Origin of the sequence: Sorangium sp. So ce1153 (genome assembly GCF_051521595.1) — a bacterium.
Lineage (GTDB): Bacteria > Myxococcota_A > Polyangia > Polyangiales > Polyangiaceae > Sorangium.
In genome coordinates this window covers 3,842,226-3,862,023 of record NZ_CP150361.1, presented here as the reverse complement: position 1 = coordinate 3,862,023, position 19,798 = coordinate 3,842,226, and the positions used below count along the sequence as shown (strand labels likewise).

Genomic DNA, 19,798 nt, shown 5'->3' with positions numbered 1-19,798 from the left:
GCCTTTCGGGACGGGCGGTCCCGCCGGCGCGGCCCGGCGATCAGAACCCGATCATGAACATGTGAACGCGCACCTCGGCGCCGAGGCGGAGGTCGGCGATCTCGGCGGCGAGCGGGTCGCCGCCGTCGCCCACGCCCTTGCGGACGAGCAGCCGTGCCTCGACGCCTGCCCCGGCCCAGTGGCTGAAGAAGTGCGCGCCCGCGCCGACGTGGGCGCCGAGCAGGGCATCGGGCGTCCTCGCGAGCTGCGTGACCGGCGCCCAGAGGTCGAGCCCCGCGCGCGCGAAGCCGTAAGACCCCGTGAGGCTCCCCTTGCCCGACGCGAACGCGTAGGTCGCCCCGGGGTGAAAGCCGAGGGTCGTGAAGTCGAGCGGGCCATGGTCCATGCGCAGGATCGAGGGGTCGAGCGCGATGCCCCACCGCTCGCGGAGCCGCACGCGCACGGCCGGACAGGCGCCGATGTGCGCCGGCGATCCCCGGCCGGTCCACACGCCGAGACATCCGCCGATGATGCCGAGCTCGATGCGGGGGAACGTGACCGGCAGCCCCGAGATCCACGGGGTCACCGGAGAGGGGATCTGGAGATAGGGATCGGGCTGCGCGCGCGCCTCGGCGAGGAAGCTCGCCTCGAGCTGCGCGCGCGCCCTGACCTCGGCTTCGAGGCGGAGGCGCGCCTCCCATTGATAGTAGGCCTCCCACTCGAGGCGCGCCTGCGCCTCGAGGCGAGCGCGCGCCTCGGCCTCGGCGCGGGCCTGGGCCTGGAGGTCCACGGCCGGCGGCTGCACCCGCACCGGCGGAGGATCGACCCTCACCGTGCCGCCGATGCACCAGGGCGGAACACAGGGGTTCGACTGGGCCAAGGCCGCGGGCGCGCACGCGAGGACAAGGAGCGCGATCGCGAGCGCGACGAGGCGGCTGACGAGGCGGCGGGGGAGCGGGCTGCTCGGGCGCATCAGAAATCCCAGAACCCCGCGCTCGGGCCGAAGATGAACTCCCACCCGGCGTGCGGCCCCCTCAGGCCGGACACCTCGCCGCCGAGGCCGCCCCGCAAGAGCCCGCGCGCTTCCGCGAACCACCCCACGAACCCGCCGCGCCCGATGCGGGCGACGCGGAACTGGCACCCGAGGCCGACGTGGCCGCCGAGCATCACCGCCGGCGGACGGGCGCCTTCATCGAACGGGAGCGTCACGTCGAGCCCGGAGCGCAGGTAGACGTCGACGCGCTCTCGCCGTCCCCAGATGAGGACCACCGAGGGCTCGAGCGTCACGGCGGAGGTGCGCTCGCCCTCCGGGATGTCGATCGCGTCGTATGCGGCGGCGATCTCGAACGCGAGCGGCTCGCCCGGGCGCAGGCGCGCGCCGAGGCCGACGGCTTGCTGCGTGTACTCGCCCCCGGCGACCGCGCCGAACCACCTTCCGGCGGCGAGCACCTCGACCAGCGGCAGCCGGAGCCGGACGGGGTTCGGCTCGCGCTGCACGCCGCGCGCGATCCACGCGCGGCGGCGCTCTTCCTCGACCTGCCGCGCCGCGGCCGCGCGCGCCTCGGGCTCGAGCCGCGCGCGGGCCTCGGCCTCGAGCCGGGCGCGCGTCGCGAGCTCGAGCTCCGGCGTGAGGGGGGGCGGCCGCGGGGGCGCGGCCGGCGCGGGCGGCGGACACGTCCCCGGAAAGCACGGGACCTGCGCCAGGAGGGCGCGCGGCGCGAGGACGACCGACACGAACGCGAGCGCGGCAGGGAGGCGGGGGATCATGGATGCGGGAGGTCGACGCCGCAGGGGGGCCGGCATCGGGTAGTGCTCAAAATTGAACATGAAGGTGGGAAGGCGGGAAGAAAAGATCAATGATCTTCCCGCCTTCCCGCCTTCATGTGAACTCTCTCCGGGCAAACTTGAGCACTACCCGGCATCGAGGGTGGCTCGCGTCGGACCGTGCGTCCCGGCGAGAACACGCACTTTCACAGATTCCCGTCCGGGTTCAAGGAAGCGACGGCGCGACAGCACGACGGCGACGACCGCCGGCAGCCTCGCGCCGCGGCGCGGGAGGCGCGGGCGGCGTGGGGGGCGGCGCGCGAGAGGAGCCCGCGGCGCGCGAGAGGCGGAGGGATCCGGTTTCGCGGAGCGCCGGACAACGCTATGGACGAGCCCCATGGTCGAGCAGAGCACAGCGGAAAACGAGGGCGGGCAGCCGGAACGCGCGGAGCCCGTCGAGGAGCGCGCGCCGGACCAGAGGGCGCCGGAGGCCGCCGGAGAGGCAACGGGCGGCGCCGGAGGCGTGGGGGCCTCGGCCGGCGGCGACGCTGGGGCTGCGGCCGGCGATGCGGGCGCAGCCCCCGCGGAAGCGGCCGCGACGGCCGCTGCGGCGACGGGTAACGCGGCGACCGCAGCGGCAGCGCCCGCTGCCGCGCGGCCGCGACGGGTCATCGACATGCGCCGACCGCGACCGCCGGCGCCCGCACAGGAGACCCCGGCGCGACGGCCAGCGAGCCCGGGGGAGCGTGGACCTGGCGACCGTGGAGCGCGCGAGCGCGCGGATCGCGACGGCGGAGCGCGCGATCGCGGGGCGAGCGGCGACAGAGCGCGCGAGCGTGCGGCTCGCGACGGCGGAGTTGCCGAGCGCCGCCCCGCGGACAGGACCAGGGCGCCGCGGGATGGGGCAGCCCAGCACGAGCGGGCAGGCGCCGAGGGGGCCGCTGGCGCCTCGCAGCACCGTTCTACCGCGCCGGGAGCCGCCTCGCGCGAGCGCCGCGCGCCCGCGGAGCCGAAGCCCGCGCGGAGCGACGCAGGACGGGCCGCCGCGCCCGCCGAGGCGAAGCCCCGGGCCGCCGCGCCCGCCGAGGCGAAGCCCGCCGGCGCCGCCGGAGCGCCCGGCACCTCCCAGAAGGCGCCCCGGCAGCCGGAGCGCGCCGGGGCGCGAGGCGCGACGCCGGTTCCGCCGCCGCCTGCCGCCCCCGAGGCGACAGCGGCTCCCGAGCCGCGCCCGAAGGCGGCGTGGGTGCCTCCCCCCGCCGCCGCCTTCCCGCGAAAGAAGAAGCCAGCGCTCACCGCCAAGGAGGCGATGAAGGCCAAGGTGCAGGCGCGGTCCGGCAAGAAGGCAGCAGCGAAGCCCGCAACGGACGGGGCGGCGGAGCGCACAAAGGGCCACGCCGCCGAGGCCGCCCGCGAGGAGCCCAGGGCGTCCGCCTCCCCCGCCGCCGGTGCCGCGACCAGGCCCCGCGACGCCGCCGCGAAGCCCCGCGGCGCCGCCGCGAAGAGCGGCGCCGCCGCGAAGACCCGCGACGACGCGACAAGGCCGCGCAGCGCCGCAGCCAGGACGCGTGACGCCGCCGCGGCAGCGCCCGGCGACGCCGCGCCCAGGTCCACACGCCGCAACCAGGAGCAGGCGGCCGCGGATGAGCCCGCCAAGAAGCCCGGGCTGCTCCGCCGGCTGCTGAACCTGTTCCGGCGATCCGGATAGCCACGTCGCGTTCATCCCCTCGACAAGTCGACTCGGGAGCTGGCGACTCCCCTCGAACCCCCGAGGCATCCCTCGGATTCTTCGGAAATTCAGCGGGAGATGGGGAGATGGGGAGATGGGGAGACGGGGAGACGGGGAGACGGGGAGACGGGGAGACGGGGAGACGGGGAGACGGGGAGAGAAATTTTCAAACACTCCCTGTCTCTCCGCCTGCCTGTTCAATTTTCCCGCCGAAGAGCGTTGCAAACAAGGGGATTCCTTGGCTCGAACCTCCGACTCCTTCCGCCCCGCACAAACAACTCCGATTCCCGCTCACGGCACCACGGTGCCTCCGGGCCGCGGCGCGAGCGCAGATTCAGGAGTCGCCCGGTAGGCCCTCTCGACAGCATGCTTCATCCTGCCGGCGGAGGCGCCCGCATGCGCAAGACTGCAGTGAGCAAGCTGAACGATCTCATCCAGCTCGACGCCGACGCGGTCAAGGAGGGCGCAGCCGCCGTCGAGCAGGAAGGGCGCCGCAAGTAGCGCGGCGCCCGGCGCCCCCTCGCGCGCGCCCTCAGAGCAGGCGCACCCGGATCGCGTGCGGATCTGCCCGCTCCACGCCGCCCGCATCCTTGTTGGTGATCGGCGCGATCGACTTGAGCTTGCCGCTGTCCCCGGCCTGGATCAGCTGGATGACGCCGACGCCGGGCGTGGTGCCCGTCGAGGCGTGCGGATCGCCGCTCAGCGGCGTCGGGCCGCGCAGGGTCACGAAGGCGCGGTTGCCCGACGGCGAGATGTCCGCGAGATCCGGCGCTGGATCGCTGGCATAAGGCTCCTTCAGATCGACGGTGCCCAGGTGCGCGCTGGTCGCGACGTCGAAGACCTCGGCCACGCCGCGGATCCGGTCGAGCGCCCACACGTTGCGGCCGTGCTTCGTCAGCAGCATGCCGTGGGCGTCACGGTCCGGGGAAGCGTCGGTGAACACCACCTCGGGCAGCGGGGTATTCGGCGCGTTGGTCGCCGCGTACCCGGTGAGCGGGAACCGGTACACGTCGAACTGATCGAGGTTCGCCGCCGTCCCTCCGCCGGAGTCGATGAACATCGAGCCTCCGGCCTGGATGCCGCCGCAGCCGTTCCCGTGCACCGCGGCGACGTCGTACTCGCCCACGATGCGTATCGGCGTCGCCGCGGGGTCGACGACGAACAGGCCGCCTCCGCGCAGCGTGATGAAGCCGTGGGCGCCCGTGGCGTCGATGATCGGGCAGATGGGCGCGTTGTCGGGCCGGATGTGCGGGAACTGGCACGGATCTCCGCTGGGCGCGACGCACCTGGCCAGGTCGAGGGTCGCGCCAGGGTCCCACGCGAAGGAGCCCGCGGCGTAGTCCGTCGCGATCCGCTCGAGCAGCTTGCCGTTCTGGTTGGCCACCAGGATGTACGAGTCGTCCGGCGCCGGCACCGCGGCGTGGGCCTGCCGCGCCCCGTCCGCGCCCGCCGAGGCGCGGAGGCACGCGACAGGGGCGCGCGTGGCGGCGTCGAAGATCGCGACATGGCCGCTGGCCACGAACGACAGCACCGCGTGCGTGCGCGCCGCATTGAAGAAGAGCATGTGCGGCCGCACCGGATTGGCGCCGGTCTGCCCGAGGCACAGCGCCGCGGTCGCGCCGCCGAGATCGATGACCTCCGCCGGGACCTGCCTGATCCCGGAGCCGCCCACCAGGCTCGGGCCATTGTAGATGTACACCGTCCCACCGTACGTCAGCCCGTTCGTGTTGGACTGATCGACCGCCCACACCTCGAAGGGCTGCTCATCGCTGGCCGCCTCGGTCCCGGCCTCGATGTCGGCCTCGCTGGCCGCGAGCCCGGTGGAGCCGACGGGCTCGACACAGGCGGGTAGCAGACACAGGCCGACCGTCGCCCCCAGAAAGGGGCCGAATGACATCTTCATGGCTCGCTCTCCCGGCGTGGGTGGAGGCCGAATCCTCTCGTCCACCAGCCTGCGGATGACCGTGACTGGGCACCACGCGAATGAGTATCGAGCATTACATGGCGCACCTGGACGCCGCAAGCGTGACCTACATGGTGCGCGCGGAGCTGCCGTGGTCGTGCCCCTCGCCGCCTTCGCGCTCGCGCTCGCGCTCACCCTCGCTCCCCGCGACGTGGCCGAGCGCCGGCGCGTCGCTCGGTCCCGCGGCCGTCGATGTCGCCATGGACGCTCGCGCGCTCGCCCTCGCGGTGCCCGTGGTGAGGTGCTCGATCGCCATGCCGGCCGCCATGGCCGCGACGAAGGCGAGGACGGCGTGCGAGCCGGTCGCCAGCGAGACGAGCGCCGGCCCGGGGCAGTACCCGGCGAGCCCCCAGCCGACGCCGAACAGCGCGGCGCCAGCGAAGAGGCGGGCGTCGAGGTCGGTGCGGGCCGGCACGACGACGCGGTCGGCGAGGAGCGGAAAGCGCGGCGCGCGGGCCGGTCCGCCGCGCTCCGCGGCGCCCTGCTGCCGGCGAAGGGCGCGGTAAGCGAGGAAGTGCACCGAGATCGCGCCCGCCATCACGAACGCGAGGCTCGGGTCCCAGTCGCCGGCGACGTCGAGGAAGCCGATCACCCTGGACGGCTGTGTCATCCCGGAGACGCCGAGCCCCACCGCGAAGAGCGCGCCGGCGAGGAGCGCGAGCGCGTTCTGCCTCATCGCGCCGCCCCGATCGCATGCAGGCTGACGTAAACGGTGATGGCCGCGGTCGCCATGAACGTCATCGTGGCGCAGAGCGAGCGCACCGACAGGCGGCTGAGCCCGCAGACGCCATGGCCGCTCGTGCACCCGTTGCCGAGCCGCGCGCCGTAGCCGACGAGCAGCCCCGCGACGACCACGAGGCCCAGCGACCCGCTTTCCCCGCCGGCGGGGAAAGCGCGGGGGTGCGCCGCGGCGAGCGCGAGGCCGCCGAGGAGGAGGCCGACCATGAAGGCCGCGCGCCAGGCCGTCTCTCCGGGCCTCCGGAAGAGGAGCCCTCCGAGCACGTCGCTGACGCCGGCGACTCTCCCGTTGAAGAGGAGGAGCAGGGACGCGCTGAGGCCGATGAGGGCGCCGCCGACGAGCGGGCCTGTCGCGAGCAGTTCGTGCATGATGAGACCTCTCGGGGTGACGGCCTGGCAGCTTAGCAACCCGCGGCGAGGTCCATCCAGGACCATCCCGAAGGAGACACAGAGCGGCTCACGGGCCCCGGTTCGACTCCACCGCTCCGGCTCCACGCTGCGTCGGAACAGGTCAAGATCCGGATCTTCGCCAGCGCGGCGCGCGCCCGCGTCGAGATCGAGAATCAGGGCGCGTGCGCCGAGCTCCCGGCGGGAGGTATCCGGGAGTGGACCGTGCGGTGGTATCTTTGCGCGCTGGCTGCCGCGGCCGTGGCCGAGCCGGGGAATGCCGGGCTCGCGGCGCTCGTCGCGCGACCCGTGAAGTGAGCGGGCGGCCGCCACAACCCGCCTCTCGCGCGCGCGGCGTCAACGCCAGCGTCAACATCGACGCCAGCGCCAAGCGCGGGTGGGGTTGAGAGCGGGCGTGTCGCACACGGCGCTGGCGCGGATGTGGTCGGGGGCGAGATTGTGCCGGATGCCGGGGGGTGCTGGTGTATACTCATCGGTCGATGGCCCAAGCAGGCTGGGAGGCGGTGGAACCGGCTTCGTGGCGCAGGATTCCGCGGGTCGGGGACGTCATCGGCGGCAAGTACCGCGTCGAGCGGGTGCTCGGGCGCGGCGGAATGGGCCTCGTCGTCTCGGCGCACCACGTCTCGCTGCGCCACCGGGTCGCTCTGAAGTTCCTGCTCCCGGAGGGGCGCACCTCGCCGGATGCCGTCGAGCGCTTCTTCCGGGAGGCGCAGGCCGCGGCGGCCATCACCAGCGAGCACACCGCGCGCGTCATCGATGTGGGCTCCCCCGACGAGGAGCTGCCGTACTTCGTGATGGAGTACCTGAATGGCATCGACCTCGAGGCGCTCCTGGAGACGCGGGGCCCGCTGCCCGTCGAGCAGGCCGTGAGCCACGTGATCGAGGCCTGCGACGCGCTCGCCGAGGCGCACGCGCTCGGGATCGTCCACCGCGACCTCAAGCCCGGCAACCTCTTCCTCGCGAGCCGCAAGGACGGTTCGACCCTGATCAAGGTGCTCGATTTCGGCATCTCGAAGGCCTCCGACGCGGGCGTCTTCGGCGCGAACGCCAAGCTCACCGCGTCGTCCGTGGTGCTCGGCTCTCCCCGCTACATGTCGCCCGAGCACATCCGCAGCACCCGGAGGGTGGACGCCCGCAGCGACATCTGGGCGCTCGGCATGACGCTGTACCAGCTCCTGACAGGGCGGCTGCCGTTCGAGACCGAGTCCGTGTCGGCGCTCTTCGTGAGCATCGTGACCGACCCGCCCGTCCCCCCGCGCGCGCACCGGCCCGAGATCCCGGTCGAGCTCGAGTTCATCATCCTGATGTGCCTGGAGAAGGACCCGGCCCGCCGCCCCCAGACGGTCGCCGAGCTGGCCACGCTGCTCGAGCCGCTGGGTTCGGAGCCCGCGCGCCGGAAGGTGGCCCGCATCCTGCGCAGGGCCATGGGGAACGAGACCCTGGACGGGCTCCCGGCGCCGGACCGCCCGAGGGCCGTCGACGAGGAAGCCGAGACCCTGAGCGGACCGCGCGACGTCGCGCCGGCCTCCCGGTGCATCGCGATCGAGCGGGCGAGCGTGCCCACGCCTTCGTCGCCGCCCACGCAGCCGTCCGCGGCCGACGCCTCGCCGACGACGGCGCGGTCGCCGGAGTCGCCGCCGTGGCCGTCCCCGCCGTCGTTGCCGCCCGTGGTGGTGTCCGCGGCCGAGGCGCTGCCGGCGGCGGCGCTCGCCGCCTCGGCGCTGTCGACAAGGGCGTCCACGGTCGAGGTGCTGCCGGCGACGGCAGCGCGCCCGGACGCGGCGCCGGCCGCCTCGCCCGCGCCGCGCGAGAGCGGCCCCGCAGCGGACGCGCGCGGTCGGCCCGCGCGGCGGCGCGCGGTCGCGCCCGTGGCGGCGCTCGTCGCGATCCTCGGGGGCGCGGCGGCGCTCGCGTGGCTGGGGCGCGCGGCGCCGCCGGTCGCGGGCGGCAACGACAGCCGCGCCGGCGAGGCGGCCCCGCCGGCCGCGCCGGCCCTGGACGGGCCTGCCGCGCCCGCGCGCGAGGATCCAGGGCCCTCGTTCTTCCCGCCGTCCGTGGCCGTCATGCCCCCCGCGGCCGCCGCGGCGAGCGGGTTCGCCGCGGCCGGCGCCGCGCTCGCCCCGCTGAGCTCCGCGAGGCCACCCCGGCCGCGCTCCGTGCTCGCGCCGTCGGCCCTGCCGGCGATGAGCGGCGAGCCCGCGGCCGGCGGCGAGCCCGCGGCCAGCGGTGAGCCCGCGGCCAGCGGTGAGCCCGCGGCCAGCGGTGAGCCCGCGGCCAGCGGCGGGCCGGCGCCGGCGAGATCGGCGCGCCTGCGCGAGCATCGCTAGAGCGACAAACGGGTTGAAACCACGAGAAAAAAGCAGAATTTTCACAGGGAGGCGGGGAGACGGGGAGCGAGAAACGGAAAGAGGGAGAAATTCATTTTTTCTTCCTCCCCGCCTCCCCGCCTCCCTGTGAAAATTCTCCGGGTTTCAACGTGTCGGTGTTCTCGGTAGCCAACAGCTTGAAATGCCCGAAAATGAAGAGATTTGAACCACAGAGGCACAGAGGACACAGAGGAACAGCAACAAAACTCTGTGCCCTCTGTGCCTCTGTGGTTCGCCTTCTCGGGGTTTCGACCTGTTCGGTGTCCTGACGGCATGCGTCGAGCGCCCTCGAGCCCGCGCGCAGGCCGGCCCCCGCGCGCTCGCCGGTGGAGGCTCGCCGCGCTCCCCCTCCTCGTGAGCGCGCTGCTCCACGCCTCCGCCGCCCGCGCCGACGGCGAGGGCCAGGCCGACGAGGCCGATCTCCACTTCGAGATGGGCCGCGATCTCTACAAGAAAGGGCAGTTCCACGCCGCCCTCGAGCACTTCCTCGCGTCCAACCGGCTCGTGCCGAACCGCAACGTGGTCTTCAACATCGCGCTCACGTACGAGGAGCTGGGCCGCTTCGCGGACGCGCACAGGTACTACGACGACGCGCTCGAGGGCGAGACCGACGCGCAGGTCGTCGCCGAGGTCCAGGCCGCGCTCGCGCGCATCGCCCCGCGCGTGGCCGTGGTGCAGATCGTCACGTCGCCGCCGGGGGCCAGGATCTACGTCGATCGCAAGGACCTCGGCGTGCGCGGCATGGCGCCGCGCCGGCTCGCCCTCGCCGAGGGGCGCTACCGGATCCTCGTCGAGCTCGCGGGCTACGAGCCCGTGGCCGTGGACGCGCTCGACGTGAAGCTCGGGGAGACCAAGGAGGTGCTCCTCGTGCTCCGCCGCATCGTCGGCACGGTGCGGGTCGACGTGCGCGGCGCGAGCGAGGCCGCCGTGCACGTGGACAGCGAGGGCGCGCCGCCCGCCTGCACGGCCCCCTGCGACCTCGACCTGCCGCCGGGCCGCCACGTGCTCTACTTCGCGCGCGCGGGCTACCAGGCGGCGCCGCAGCCGCTGAACGTCACCGCGCACGAGACGGTCCCGGTCACGGCGACGCTCAGCCCGCTCACGGGCTCGCTCCTCGTGCGCGCGGGCGAGCCCGACGCGCTCGTCGAGATCGACGGCCGGCCCATGGGCTTCACGCCGTCGGTGATCCAGGGCGTCCCCGTGGGCCGCCGCCACGTCCGCGTCAGCCTGCGGGGCTTCGCCCCGGTCGAGCGCACGCTCGACGTGGCGGCCGGCCAGCAGGCGGCGCTGCTCGACCTCACGCTGGAGCCGCTCCGGGAGGTGTCGTCGGCCTCGCGCGTGCTCGAGCGCATGGAGGACGCGCCGGCCTCGGTCAGCGTCATCGAGCAGCACGAGCTGCGCGCCTTCGGGTACCCGACCATCGCCGAGGCGCTGCGCGGCACGCGCGGCGTCTACCTCTCGAACGACCACGTGGTCTACTCGGCCGGGATCCGCGGGCTCGGCGAGCCGCTCGACTACGGCAACCGGCTCCTCGTCCTCTCGGACGGCCACTCGACGAACGACAACGTCCTGAACGCCTCGTTCGTGGGCTCGGACGCGCGCGACGACCTCCACGACGTCGATCACATCGAGGTCGTCCGCGGCCCGGGCTCGCTGCTCTACGGCACGGGCGCCCTCTCCGGCATCGTCAACCTCGTCCCCCGCGGGCGGGACGAGCCCACCGGCGCGCACGTCACGGCCGGCACCTACTACGACAGCGTGGGCCACGCGCGCGCCGGGTTCCACTACAACGCCGGCAAGGACGCGGGCGTGCGGGCGAGCGTCACCGCGGCCCGCTCCGAGGGGTTCGATGTCCCTGTCGCGCTGCGGGAGCCCGGGGACGGGCCGCGCGTGCGGGTCGCCGAGCACACCGAGGCCTTCCGGGCCGGCGGCGCCCAGGGGCGCGCCTGGTACGGGCCGCTCACGGCGCAGTGGATGTACCACACGCGCGAGCAGGTCGTTCCGATCGGCTACGTGGGCACGCGGCTGAACGACTTCCGGACGAGGTACGAGGACACGCACATGATGGCCGAGGTGCGGTTCGAGCCGCGGCTCTCGCCCGACCTCCAGCTGATGGTGCGCGGCCACGTGAACCGCTTCGTCTGGCACGGCCGCTACGCGTTCGACGAGCTGATCTCCGAGAACCAGTACGGCACCTGGCTCGGCGTCGAGGCGCGGGCGGCGTGGACGCCGCTCCGCTGGCTGAGGCTCACCGGGGGCGGCGAGGTGCAGACGCACCCCGAGGCGACGCTGCACAACGTCCGCGACGACCCTGCCGCCGTGATCCTGGACAAGCGCGCGGCGTACAGCTTCGCGGCCGGCTACCTCATCGCCGACGGCTCGCCCACCCCGTGGCTGCGCCTGTCGGCCGGCGCGCGCGTGGACGCCTACAGCGAGTTCCAGCCGATCGCCCCGCGCGCGGCGATCATCGTCCGGCCCGCGCCCGGAGGGGTCCTGAAGATCATGGGCGGGAGCGCCTTCCGCGCCCCGAGCATCTCCGAGCAGCACTACAAGGACGACGAGACGCAGGTCGCCGCCGTCGACCCGCAGCGGGGCCTCAGGCTCATTCCGGAGTCGATCCTCTCGGGCGAGGTCGAGTACTCGCAGCGCCTCGGCGACGAGTGGGTCGCGCTCGGCGCGATCCACTCGAGCCGCGTCTCGAACGTCATCTCCTTCGTGGAGGACAGCCCCGGGGTGGTGCGCTACGCGAACAGCAGGTCGGCGGCGACCGTGGCCGGGGGCGACCTCGAGCTGCGCCGCGAGTGGCGGCAGGGCTGGATGCTGTCAGCCAACTACGGCTACCAGCGCGCCCAGCGCGCCGGCGGGGAGCGGCTCATCAACGTCCCGGAGCACCTCGCGTCGTTCCGCGGCGTCGTCCCGGTGGTGGACAGGCTCCTCCTGGCCGGCTTGCGGCTCAACCTGGAGGCCCCGCGGCAGGTCCCCCGCGGCTGGGTCGGCGCGACGGGGACGGCGGTGGTCGCGGATCTCACGATCTCCGGGGAGGTCCGTCGCTTCCATACCCGCTACGTGTTCGGCCTCTACAACGCGATGGACGCGCGGTACGACTATCCGGTCGCCGAGACCTACCGCTCGTCCACGAGCCGCCAGAACGGCCGGACCTTCCTCGGCGAGATCACCGTCAGCTATCCGTAGCTGGACCGCCGCGCCGCCTCAGCCGCCGAGCCCTCCCGGCCGCGCGCTCGCGAAGATGGCGATGTTCCTCGGCGTCACCTCGGGCGCGAAGACGACGGCCGCCTCCACCTCGTGGCCCCGCTCGCCGAGGGCCATCGCGCGGTCCAGCGCGACCGCGACCTCCGTGAGCCGGGCCAGGAGGTACCGCGGCAGCGTGAGCCGGCGCATCCGCCCGAACGCCGCCCGCGCCGCCGCCTCGCGCGCGCGGAGCTCGGCCTCGGTCGCGGGGGCCAGGCCCCGCAGCGCGAGCGCCCGCGCCGCGAGCTCGCGCAGCCCGCCGTGCGCGCGCCGCCGGTTGATCCCGCGCATCTCCTCGCCCTGGGCCACGTCGAGCCCGCGGCCCCGGAGCAGCGAGAGCAGCGCGTGCCGCCGCTCGCGCGCGGCGAGCTCCTCGTCGAGGCTGGCCTCGACCCCGGCGCGGCGCGCCGTGAGGTTGGTGAGGCCCAGCGCCTCGCGCCGCAGGACGAGCCCCGCCGCCCTGCCCGCGGCCGAGAGCGGGGCGCGGGCCGGCGCGCCGATCTTCTGCAGGCAGCACGAGACGAGCGCGAGATCGCAGGGCGCCGCCGCCGCCGCCACCACGATGCGGTCCCCGAGCTCACCGCAGGCGTGCAGGCCCACAGACAGGTCGTCCGGGGCGAACGCGAGCGCCTCCTCGCAGGCGTCGAACGCGACGAAGCGCGCCCGGCCCCCCGCGGCGAGCGCGGAGGCGGTCGCGACGCGATCGGGCTCGCGCTCCAGGCCGACAGCGTCGCGGTCGAAGCGCGCGGCGGCCAGGCGGGTGAAGTGCCCGTGTCCCGCGCCCACGTCCACGAGCCGGCGGGCGCGGGCGGCCATGGGCGCCACGGCGCCGAGCAGGGCCTCGAGCTGGAGCCGCTTGCGCGCCGGCACCGCCTTGAGCTCGTCGAGGGACGCCGGCGCCAGCGGCTGGACCGGCCGCCGCGGCAACCTCGCGGCCTCGTCCGCGGCGCGCGCGAGGGCCTTCAGGCTCGGCGGCGCGCCGTCGAGCCCGTCGATGCCCGCCGCGAGCCCCTCGGCCTCGCAGCGGGCGAGATCGCCGTCGGCGAGCGAGAGGAGGAACCCCGTCCAGCCCCGCGCCTCGCACCAGGCCGGCGGCGCGCCCTCGTCGACGCGCGCCTCGACGATGTCGAGCGCCGGCACGAGCACCTCGAGGGCGCGCTCGAGGCGCTGGGGGACGGACGGAGGCCTTGTCGACGGGAGCATGCGGGAGCCGGAGCAGGGGCAGCACTACTACCGGATCGGCGCGGCGCCGGCCCAGGGAAGAGGGCGAGCATGGTAGCGTACTCAAGACACCATGCGGCTGCTCGCCTTTGCGCTCCTCTCCTTCTGGGCGTGCGGTTGCGCGCCGGCTCTCTCCACCTTCCAGCCAGCCCACGTGGCCGACAAGGGCCATGTCCAGGCCGAGCTCGGGCTCGACGTCTCGGTCCCGACCGGCGCGATCGCGTCGGTCGTGGACGCCGGCGTCGTGCTGGCGAACATCGCGGAGTCGCGGGAGCTGACGGAGGGCGAGCGGCTGACGCTCTTCGAGGCGGGCGGCGCGCTCGCCCTGAACCCGCCGACGGTGACGCCGCACATCGGGGTCGGCTACACGGCGCTCGATCGCTGGGAGCTCAACCTCCGTTACACAGGCAGCGCGTTTCGCCTGGGCACCCGGTATCAGCTCCTGAAGCGCGACAAGCACGGTGTCGACCTCACGGCCGGCGCCGGGGTCGGTCGCTACGTGATCGATCTGCCTATCGGGAGCATCCTTGGGCTGGTCGAGCTCGAGGACTTCACGCGATGGCAGATCGATCTGCCGATCCAGATCGGGACGGCGGGCACATGGTACCGGGTCTGGGGCGGCCCTCGGCTCATGCTCACGACGTTCGACACGGCGCTCGTCGTGGATCTGCCCGCCTTCACCGGCTACCCGGGCGAGCGCGAGCTCGCGTCGTTCTCCGGCACCGGGCTCTACGTGGGCGGCCAGGCGGGCGTCGCGCTCGGCTACAAGCACGTGTTCCTCGGCCTCGAGCTGACGCTCGCGGAGATCTTCTCGAGCGGTGAGCTCGCCGTGCTCGGAGAGCGGGCGGTCGCCGTCGATCTCGACAGCTTCATCATCTATCCGTCGATAGGGCTGATGCTCGAGTTCTAGCTCCGCGTGTCAGAAACCCCGCCAGGGATTTCTGCGAGAGCGAGAAGGGGCCGGAAGATAGCTCGGCATTTCCAACACTTTCCGTCTGTCTTTCCGCCGAGCGGGGCTCGGCCGTGGCCCAACGCGGCGGTCGCGGCGGTCGCGGCGGTCGCGGTCGAGCGCGCCGATCTCCCGCTGTTCTGCGCGGCGGTCTGCGGCGTCGGTCTGCAAGGCGCGTTCGTGCAGCAGTATCGCTTCGCGATCCTCGAGGGGCAGCCGAGCAGCAAGGGCGCCGGGCCTGCTGACCCGCTCGGTCCAGCAGGCGAGCTGGGTGATCCAGGTGCACCTCCTGAGCATGTACCTGCCCTCGCTCTCGGTCGGCGCCCTCCTGAAGCGGATGTCGATCGCGCAGCTGCAGGGCGTGGGGCTGCTGTTCCTGCTCGTGGGGTTTCTGGTCAGCTGGGTTCCGGGGTTCGAGGGGGCACCTGGTCGGCTGGCGCTGGTCGGGGTCGTGTGGTGTTACGTGCTCGTGACCGCGACGACCCTTGTCGCGCGCAGCCGCCCGGGCTCCGAGCGCTTTCGCGCGCAGGGCGTCGCGCGTCGCCTCCGGGGTGCTGTATGCTCGGCCGAGATCAGGCTCGGATCGGTACGGGAGCAGCGGAGCGCATGGAGTCCTCGGAGAGAAAGCCGGCAAGTCCAGAAGATTCGGTTCGCCAGATGCTCGTCGAGTTCGCGCGCGCCTTCGAGCGAGGCGACGTGGACGCGTTATGCGACATGTTCGTACGTGACGATGCCCTGATCTTCTACGGCACACACGACAAGCTGCACTTCACGCGCTGGGCCGAGATCGAGGCCTCGTTCCGGCGGCAGAGCGAGATCCTGAAGGACCTCGTGTGCAGGATCACCGGCGATGTCCAGGTGCGTCTGCTGGCCGGGGGAGCGGCAGCCTGCGCCGGGACGGCCGGCTTCGGTATCCACGCCACCATGGGCGGCGTGCGCTTCGACCTGCCCGCGCTCCGGATGACCTGTACGGTCGAGCGCCACGGGGGTCACTGGCGGTTCGTGCAGCTCCACCTCTCCGCGCCGGACAGGCCGTTCCTCGACAGCGTGGGTCACGTCCTCGAGAGCGCCTGAACGACCGCCGCGGCGCCCGGGCCGCGGCGCCGCGGCGCCGCCGCACCACCTCGGCGCGGCGGCGCGGCCCGCGCTCACGGGGTGATTTCGCTCGACTCCGCCAGATCCCGCAGCGCCATCTCGCTCCGGCGCAGCGCCACCTCGGTCCGCTGGCGCTTCTGCGCCTCCTGCTCCAGCTCGCCGCGGAGCACGGTGTTCTGCAGCGACAGCGCGGCCAGGAACTCGAGGAGCGGCAGCCGGCGCAGGATGAACGCGCCGTGGACCAGCCGGTTCTCCAGGTAGAGGAGGCCGCCCACCTCGCCGGGGTTCTTCATGAGCGGCATGCACAGCACCGATTTCGGCCGCTCGCGCACGAGGTACTCGTCCGCGGCGAAGGCGCCGCTCGCCCCCACGTCGCTGAGCAACACCCGCTCCCGCGTCCGCTCGACATAGTTGACGATCGAGGCCGGGACGCGCGTCGCGAGCGGCGCCGTGCTCCGCTCGTACACGCGGATGCTGATCCCGTCGCGGTCCACCACGGCCTCGGCGGCGAGCCGCAGGCCGTCGCCGGTGAGCAGGAGACAGCACCGCTCCGCCCCCTCGTGCTCGACGACCAGCCGCATGAGCGACTCCATCATCTCCTTCGGCGTCATGTCGCTCGAGAGCGACCGCGAGACCTTCACCGCGGTCTGCGCGTCGATGGTCTCCGCCGCCAGCGTCATGACGCCGCTGCTCGTGGCGCGCCGCTGCTCCTGGTTCAGGACGAGCGCGTGCCGCTGCTCGAGCTGCCGCACCTTGGCGCTCGCGCCCCAGCGCGAGTACGCCGCCACCGCCTCCCTGAGGTAGAGCCCCGGCAGGCCGCTGTAGCCGCGATCCAGGTAGAACCGGGCGGCGAGCTCGCTGGCGAGCGCCTCCTGGTGGATGAACCGGCTCTCGCGGAAGGCCACGATCGCGCGATCGTAGAGCGCCGCCGCGTCCTCGTGCCTGCCCTCGATGCGCGCGATCTCCGCGCTGACGAGCGCGTGCTTGCCGGCGAAGTTGTCGGGGCAGCTCTCGGCCCAGACGCGCAGCTGCTCCGCGTGGCCGGCGAGCGACCCCCGGAGCCCGGCCTGCACCTCGGCCGGGGCTCCGGCGAAGCGCGCCGCCCGGGCGAGGGCGCCGTAATAGTGATATTCGGCCGAGAACAACATCCCGTTGCCCCCCGCGATGTTGCGCTCCGCCCCCTCCGCGGCCGCGACCGCCTCCTCGTCATTGCAGGCCAGGAGGTGCTGCGCGGTCTTCATGACGTAATGGACGAGCCGCACGCTCGGGAAGCTCTCCTTCTCGAGGCGGGCCTCGAACGCCTGCTCGTCGAAGTCGTCCCCGCTCATCGTGCCGAGGTGGCGCGTGGCGCCCCTCATCGCCTGGACGAAGCGCAGCATGCTCATCACGGCGTCCGCGGCGAACGTGATCTTCGCCTTCGTCGCGTAGTCGAGCGCGCTCACCGCGCCCTTGTACGTCTCCTCCATCGGGTCGCCCCGCACGAGCAGGTTCAGGGTGAGCTGGATGTTGCTGAAGCTCCCCCACGTCAGGTTGCCGACCTCGTTCGCGGCCTGGATGCTCGCGCGCTGGCAGACGATCCCGGTGTCGATGTGGCGCGTCCAGACCGAGATCAGGCAGCCATAGAGGTTGGCCACCTCGGGCTTGTAGACGAGCGCGTTCATCTTCTCGGTCAGGTCGTAACCCACCCTGCCGATCCGGTCGCCGTCCTGGTACGCGCCGAGCCTCATGCAGAGCGCCTTGCCGAGGCACGTGTACCCGATGCCGGTCGACTCCGCGTTGCCGTGGAGCAAGCTGAGCCGGACCATCTGGCAGACCAGGAGGTCGTTGAGGTTCGGATCGGTGTAGAACGACGAGGCGTACATCTCCGCCATCACGCCCATCGCCGCGATCATCGGCGGCGCCGTCATCCTCGGCTGGCCCAGGATCTCGTCGGCCGCGCGATCGCGGAGCGCGTCGCGCAGCGCCGTGATCTCCGCGATCACCTCGTCGTCGGCCGGCTGCCTCCGGAGCTTGATGCCGAGCAGCGCGAGGCACTCCAGCCCGACGCCGATGCACGCGTCGTGCTCCGACCGGGCCGTGTGGTTCTGCATCAGGACGCGGTAGGCCGCCGCCTTGTCGAGCGGCGTGCGCGCGCGCTCGAGGAGCGTCGAGCAGAGGCCGACGGACCGATCGAACTCCCCGTTCACGCACGCGCTCTCGGCGAGATCGAGGCGCAGCGCGAAGGCGAGCAGGTGGTCGTCTCCCCCCCAGTCGTCCTCCCCGATCAGCGCGCAGCCCGCGGCGAAGTAGGCCACCGCCGAGCCGTAGGCCCCGGAGGCCTTCGCCTTCCTGCCGGCGCGGAGGTTCATCGCGGCCGTCCTGCGCCGCTCGCCCGGATCGGTGATGAGGGAGGCGCCGATGTTCAGCTGGTTCGTGATCTCGAACAGCCGGTCCTCCAGCGCCTCCTCCGGCGTCTGGACGAGGAGCAGGCGCCCGATGCGGAGGTGCGTCTCGGCGTGGCTGCCCTCGCGGATGAGCAGGTACGCGGCCTGCTGCACGCGGTCGTGGAGGAACTTGTACGTGCCGCCCCGGCGCGCCACGAGCCCCTCGCGGATGGCCGGGGTGATGACGGCGTGGGTCGCCTGCGTCGACTCGCCGTACATGGCCGAGAGGACCTCGGCGTCGAAGCGGGCGCCGAGGCAGGCGGCGAGGGAGAGGACCCGCTGCGCCTCTCCGTCCAGCCGCTTGAGGCGGGTCAGCACCAGATCGACGACGTTGTCGGTCAGGTTCTGCGCGGCGATCGCCTCGATGTCCCAGCACCAGGCGGCGCTCCCGGGATCGACCCAGACCAGCCTCTGGCGATAGAGCTCCATCAGGAACTGGCCCACGAAGAACGGGTTGCCGCCCGTCCTCTGGACGAGGAGCTGGGTGAGCGGCGCCGCCTGCTCGTCGTCGCAGCGGAAGGTGTCCATGACGAGCTTGAGGACGTTCTCGTGCGGGAGCGGGCCGAGGGTGAGCGTCGAGACGCGCGCGCCCGTCGCGTGGATCTGCCGGAGCACCTCCACGAGCGGGTGCGACGGGCTCACCTCGTTGTCGCGGTACGCGCCGATCACGAGCAGGTGCCGCTTCTCGGGCACCGCGACGATGTCGCGGATGAGCTTCAGGCTGGCGGGGTCCGCCCACTGCAGGTCGTCCACGAACAGCACGAGCGGGTGCCGCTTGCGGGCGACCACGCCGAGCAACGCGTGGAACACGCGGACGAAGCGGCTGCGCGCCTCGTTCGGCGCGAGCGGCGCCACCGGCGGCTGCTCGCCGAGGATCAGCGAGAGCTGCGGGACGATGTCGATGATGACCTGCCCCTCCTCGCCGAGCGCCTCGCGCAGCCGGTGCTTCCACCCCGCGAGGGACTGCGGGCTCTCCGTCAGGAGCTGCCGGACGAGCTCCCCGAACGCCTGGGCGATCGTGCGGTAGGGGATGTCGCGCTGGAGCTGATCGAACTTGCCGGAGATGAACGCCCCGCGCTCGCGCACGATGGGCGCTTGCACCTCCTTCACGAGCGAGGTCTTCCCGACGCCCGAGTACCCGGCGACGAGCACGAGCTCGGCGGTGCCCGTGGCGACCACGCGCTCGAACGCCTCGAGCAGCAGCGCGCGCTCGCGCTTCCTGCCGTAGAGCTTCGTCGGGAGCTGCAGCCTGTCCGGGATGTCGGCCGTCCCGAGCGGGAACGAGTCGATCATCCCGAGCTCCTCCAGCTCGGTCTGGCACACGAGGAGGTCCGACCAGAGCCCGCGGGCGGTCTGATAACGCTCCTCCGGAGACTTCGCGAGGAGCTTCATGACGATCTCGGCGACGATCCGAGGCACGTCCTGCACCACCTCCGAGAGCGGCACAGGGGCCCTCGCGATGTGGGCGTGCGCCCACGCGGGCGCGTCGTCCGCGTCGAGCGGCAGCTTGCCGGAGAGCAGCTCGTACAGCGTGACACCGAGCGAGTAGAGATCGGCGCGCTCGTCGATCGGCCAGTCGACGCGGCCCGTCCGCTCCGGCGCGATGTAGGGCAGCGACTCCGGCTTGATCTTCGTCTCGTCGGAGAGGCCGAGATCGCCGCGCACCGCGGCCAGCCCACCGTCGAGCGCAACCTCCCCGCTCTCCGGGTGCACGGAGAGGTTCGCGGGGCGGATGTCCAGGTGAAGCGTGCCTGACTTATGAAGTTTCGACAGCGCAGATGCGATCTGCACCGCGTGCGTGAGGAACCGGCGAAGATCCATGAGAGCCCTGGTGATCGTCGGTAGGACGATCCTGAGTGTACGGTACTCGAAGCAGGATCCCTGTCAACGTTTCCTCCGGCCTCGCCGGCGAGGCGC

The 19,798-nt window shown here is 73.1% G+C and carries 12 protein-coding genes; 5 read left to right on the top strand and 7 right to left on the bottom strand.

Going from position 1 to position 19,798, the window contains the following annotated elements; translation table 11 throughout:
• Positions 1-40: 40 nt before the first annotated feature.
• Together WME85_RS13620 and WME85_RS13615 are read right to left on the bottom strand one after the other, a co-directional pair.
• Complete coding sequence (locus WME85_RS13620; RefSeq protein ID WP_437838386.1) at positions 41-952, bottom strand: hypothetical protein; 912 nt, start codon at positions 950-952, stop codon at positions 41-43.
• Positions 952-1,746: a hypothetical protein gene (locus WME85_RS13615; protein ID WP_437838384.1), complete on the bottom strand. Its 795-nt coding sequence runs from the start codon at positions 1,744-1,746 to the stop codon at positions 952-954. Before WME85_RS13615 ends, WME85_RS13620 begins: the two co-directional genes overlap by 1 nt.
• Positions 1,747-2,986: 1,240 nt before the next feature.
• Here WME85_RS13615 and WME85_RS13610 point away from each other — a divergent pair.
• Positions 2,987-3,448: a hypothetical protein gene (locus tag WME85_RS13610; protein ID WP_437838382.1), complete on the top strand. Its 462-nt coding sequence runs from the start codon at positions 2,987-2,989 to the stop codon at positions 3,446-3,448.
• Between the two features lie 553 nt (positions 3,449-4,001).
• Here the strand turns inward: WME85_RS13610 and WME85_RS13605 are convergent.
• From WME85_RS13605 to WME85_RS13595, 3 genes are all read right to left on the bottom strand, one after another.
• Positions 4,002-5,372 carry a hypothetical protein gene (locus WME85_RS13605; protein WP_437838380.1) on the bottom strand — a complete coding sequence of 457 codons (1,371 nt, stop codon included), beginning with the start codon at positions 5,370-5,372 and terminating at the stop codon, positions 4,002-4,004.
• Positions 5,373-5,499: 127 nt separating this feature from the next.
• Positions 5,500-6,108, bottom strand: coding sequence for a DUF6691 family protein (locus WME85_RS13600; RefSeq protein WP_437838378.1), 609 nt, complete (start codon positions 6,106-6,108; stop codon positions 5,500-5,502).
• On the bottom strand, positions 6,105-6,539 hold the full coding sequence (locus WME85_RS13595; protein ID WP_437838376.1) for a YeeE/YedE family protein: 435 nt from the start codon (positions 6,537-6,539) through the stop codon (positions 6,105-6,107). Before WME85_RS13595 ends, WME85_RS13600 begins: the two co-directional genes overlap by 4 nt.
• Positions 6,540-7,057: 518 nt before the next feature.
• Between WME85_RS13595 and WME85_RS13590 the strand changes: the two genes are divergently transcribed.
• Positions 7,058-8,905, top strand: coding sequence for a protein kinase domain-containing protein (locus WME85_RS13590; RefSeq protein ID WP_437838374.1), 1,848 nt, complete (start codon positions 7,058-7,060; stop codon positions 8,903-8,905).
• Positions 8,906-9,217: 312 nt separating this feature from the next.
• On the top strand, positions 9,218-12,136 hold the full coding sequence (locus WME85_RS13585) for a TonB-dependent receptor domain-containing protein (RefSeq protein WP_437838372.1): 2,919 nt from the start codon (positions 9,218-9,220) through the stop codon (positions 12,134-12,136).
• Positions 12,137-12,154: 18 nt separating this feature from the next.
• Here WME85_RS13585 and WME85_RS13580 read toward each other — a convergent pair whose 3' ends face one another.
• Positions 12,155-13,396, bottom strand: coding sequence for a methyltransferase (locus tag WME85_RS13580; protein WP_437838370.1), 1,242 nt, complete (start codon positions 13,394-13,396; stop codon positions 12,155-12,157).
• Between the two features lie 91 nt (positions 13,397-13,487).
• On the opposite strand from WME85_RS13580, the gene WME85_RS13575 reads away from it, so the two are divergent.
• Positions 13,488-14,324, top strand: coding sequence for a hypothetical protein (locus WME85_RS13575; protein WP_437838368.1), 837 nt, complete (start codon positions 13,488-13,490; stop codon positions 14,322-14,324).
• Between the two features lie 696 nt (positions 14,325-15,020).
• A complete protein-coding gene (locus WME85_RS13570) occupies positions 15,021-15,437 on the top strand; it encodes a nuclear transport factor 2 family protein (protein WP_437304793.1) in 417 nt (138 codons plus the stop codon).
• Positions 15,438-15,511: 74 nt separating this feature from the next.
• On the opposite strand, the gene WME85_RS13565 is transcribed toward WME85_RS13570, so the two are convergent.
• Positions 15,512-19,702, bottom strand: a complete 4,191-nt coding sequence (locus tag WME85_RS13565) for an ATP-binding protein (protein ID WP_437838365.1) — start codon at positions 19,700-19,702, stop codon at positions 15,512-15,514.
• Positions 19,703-19,798 lie beyond the last annotated feature (96 nt).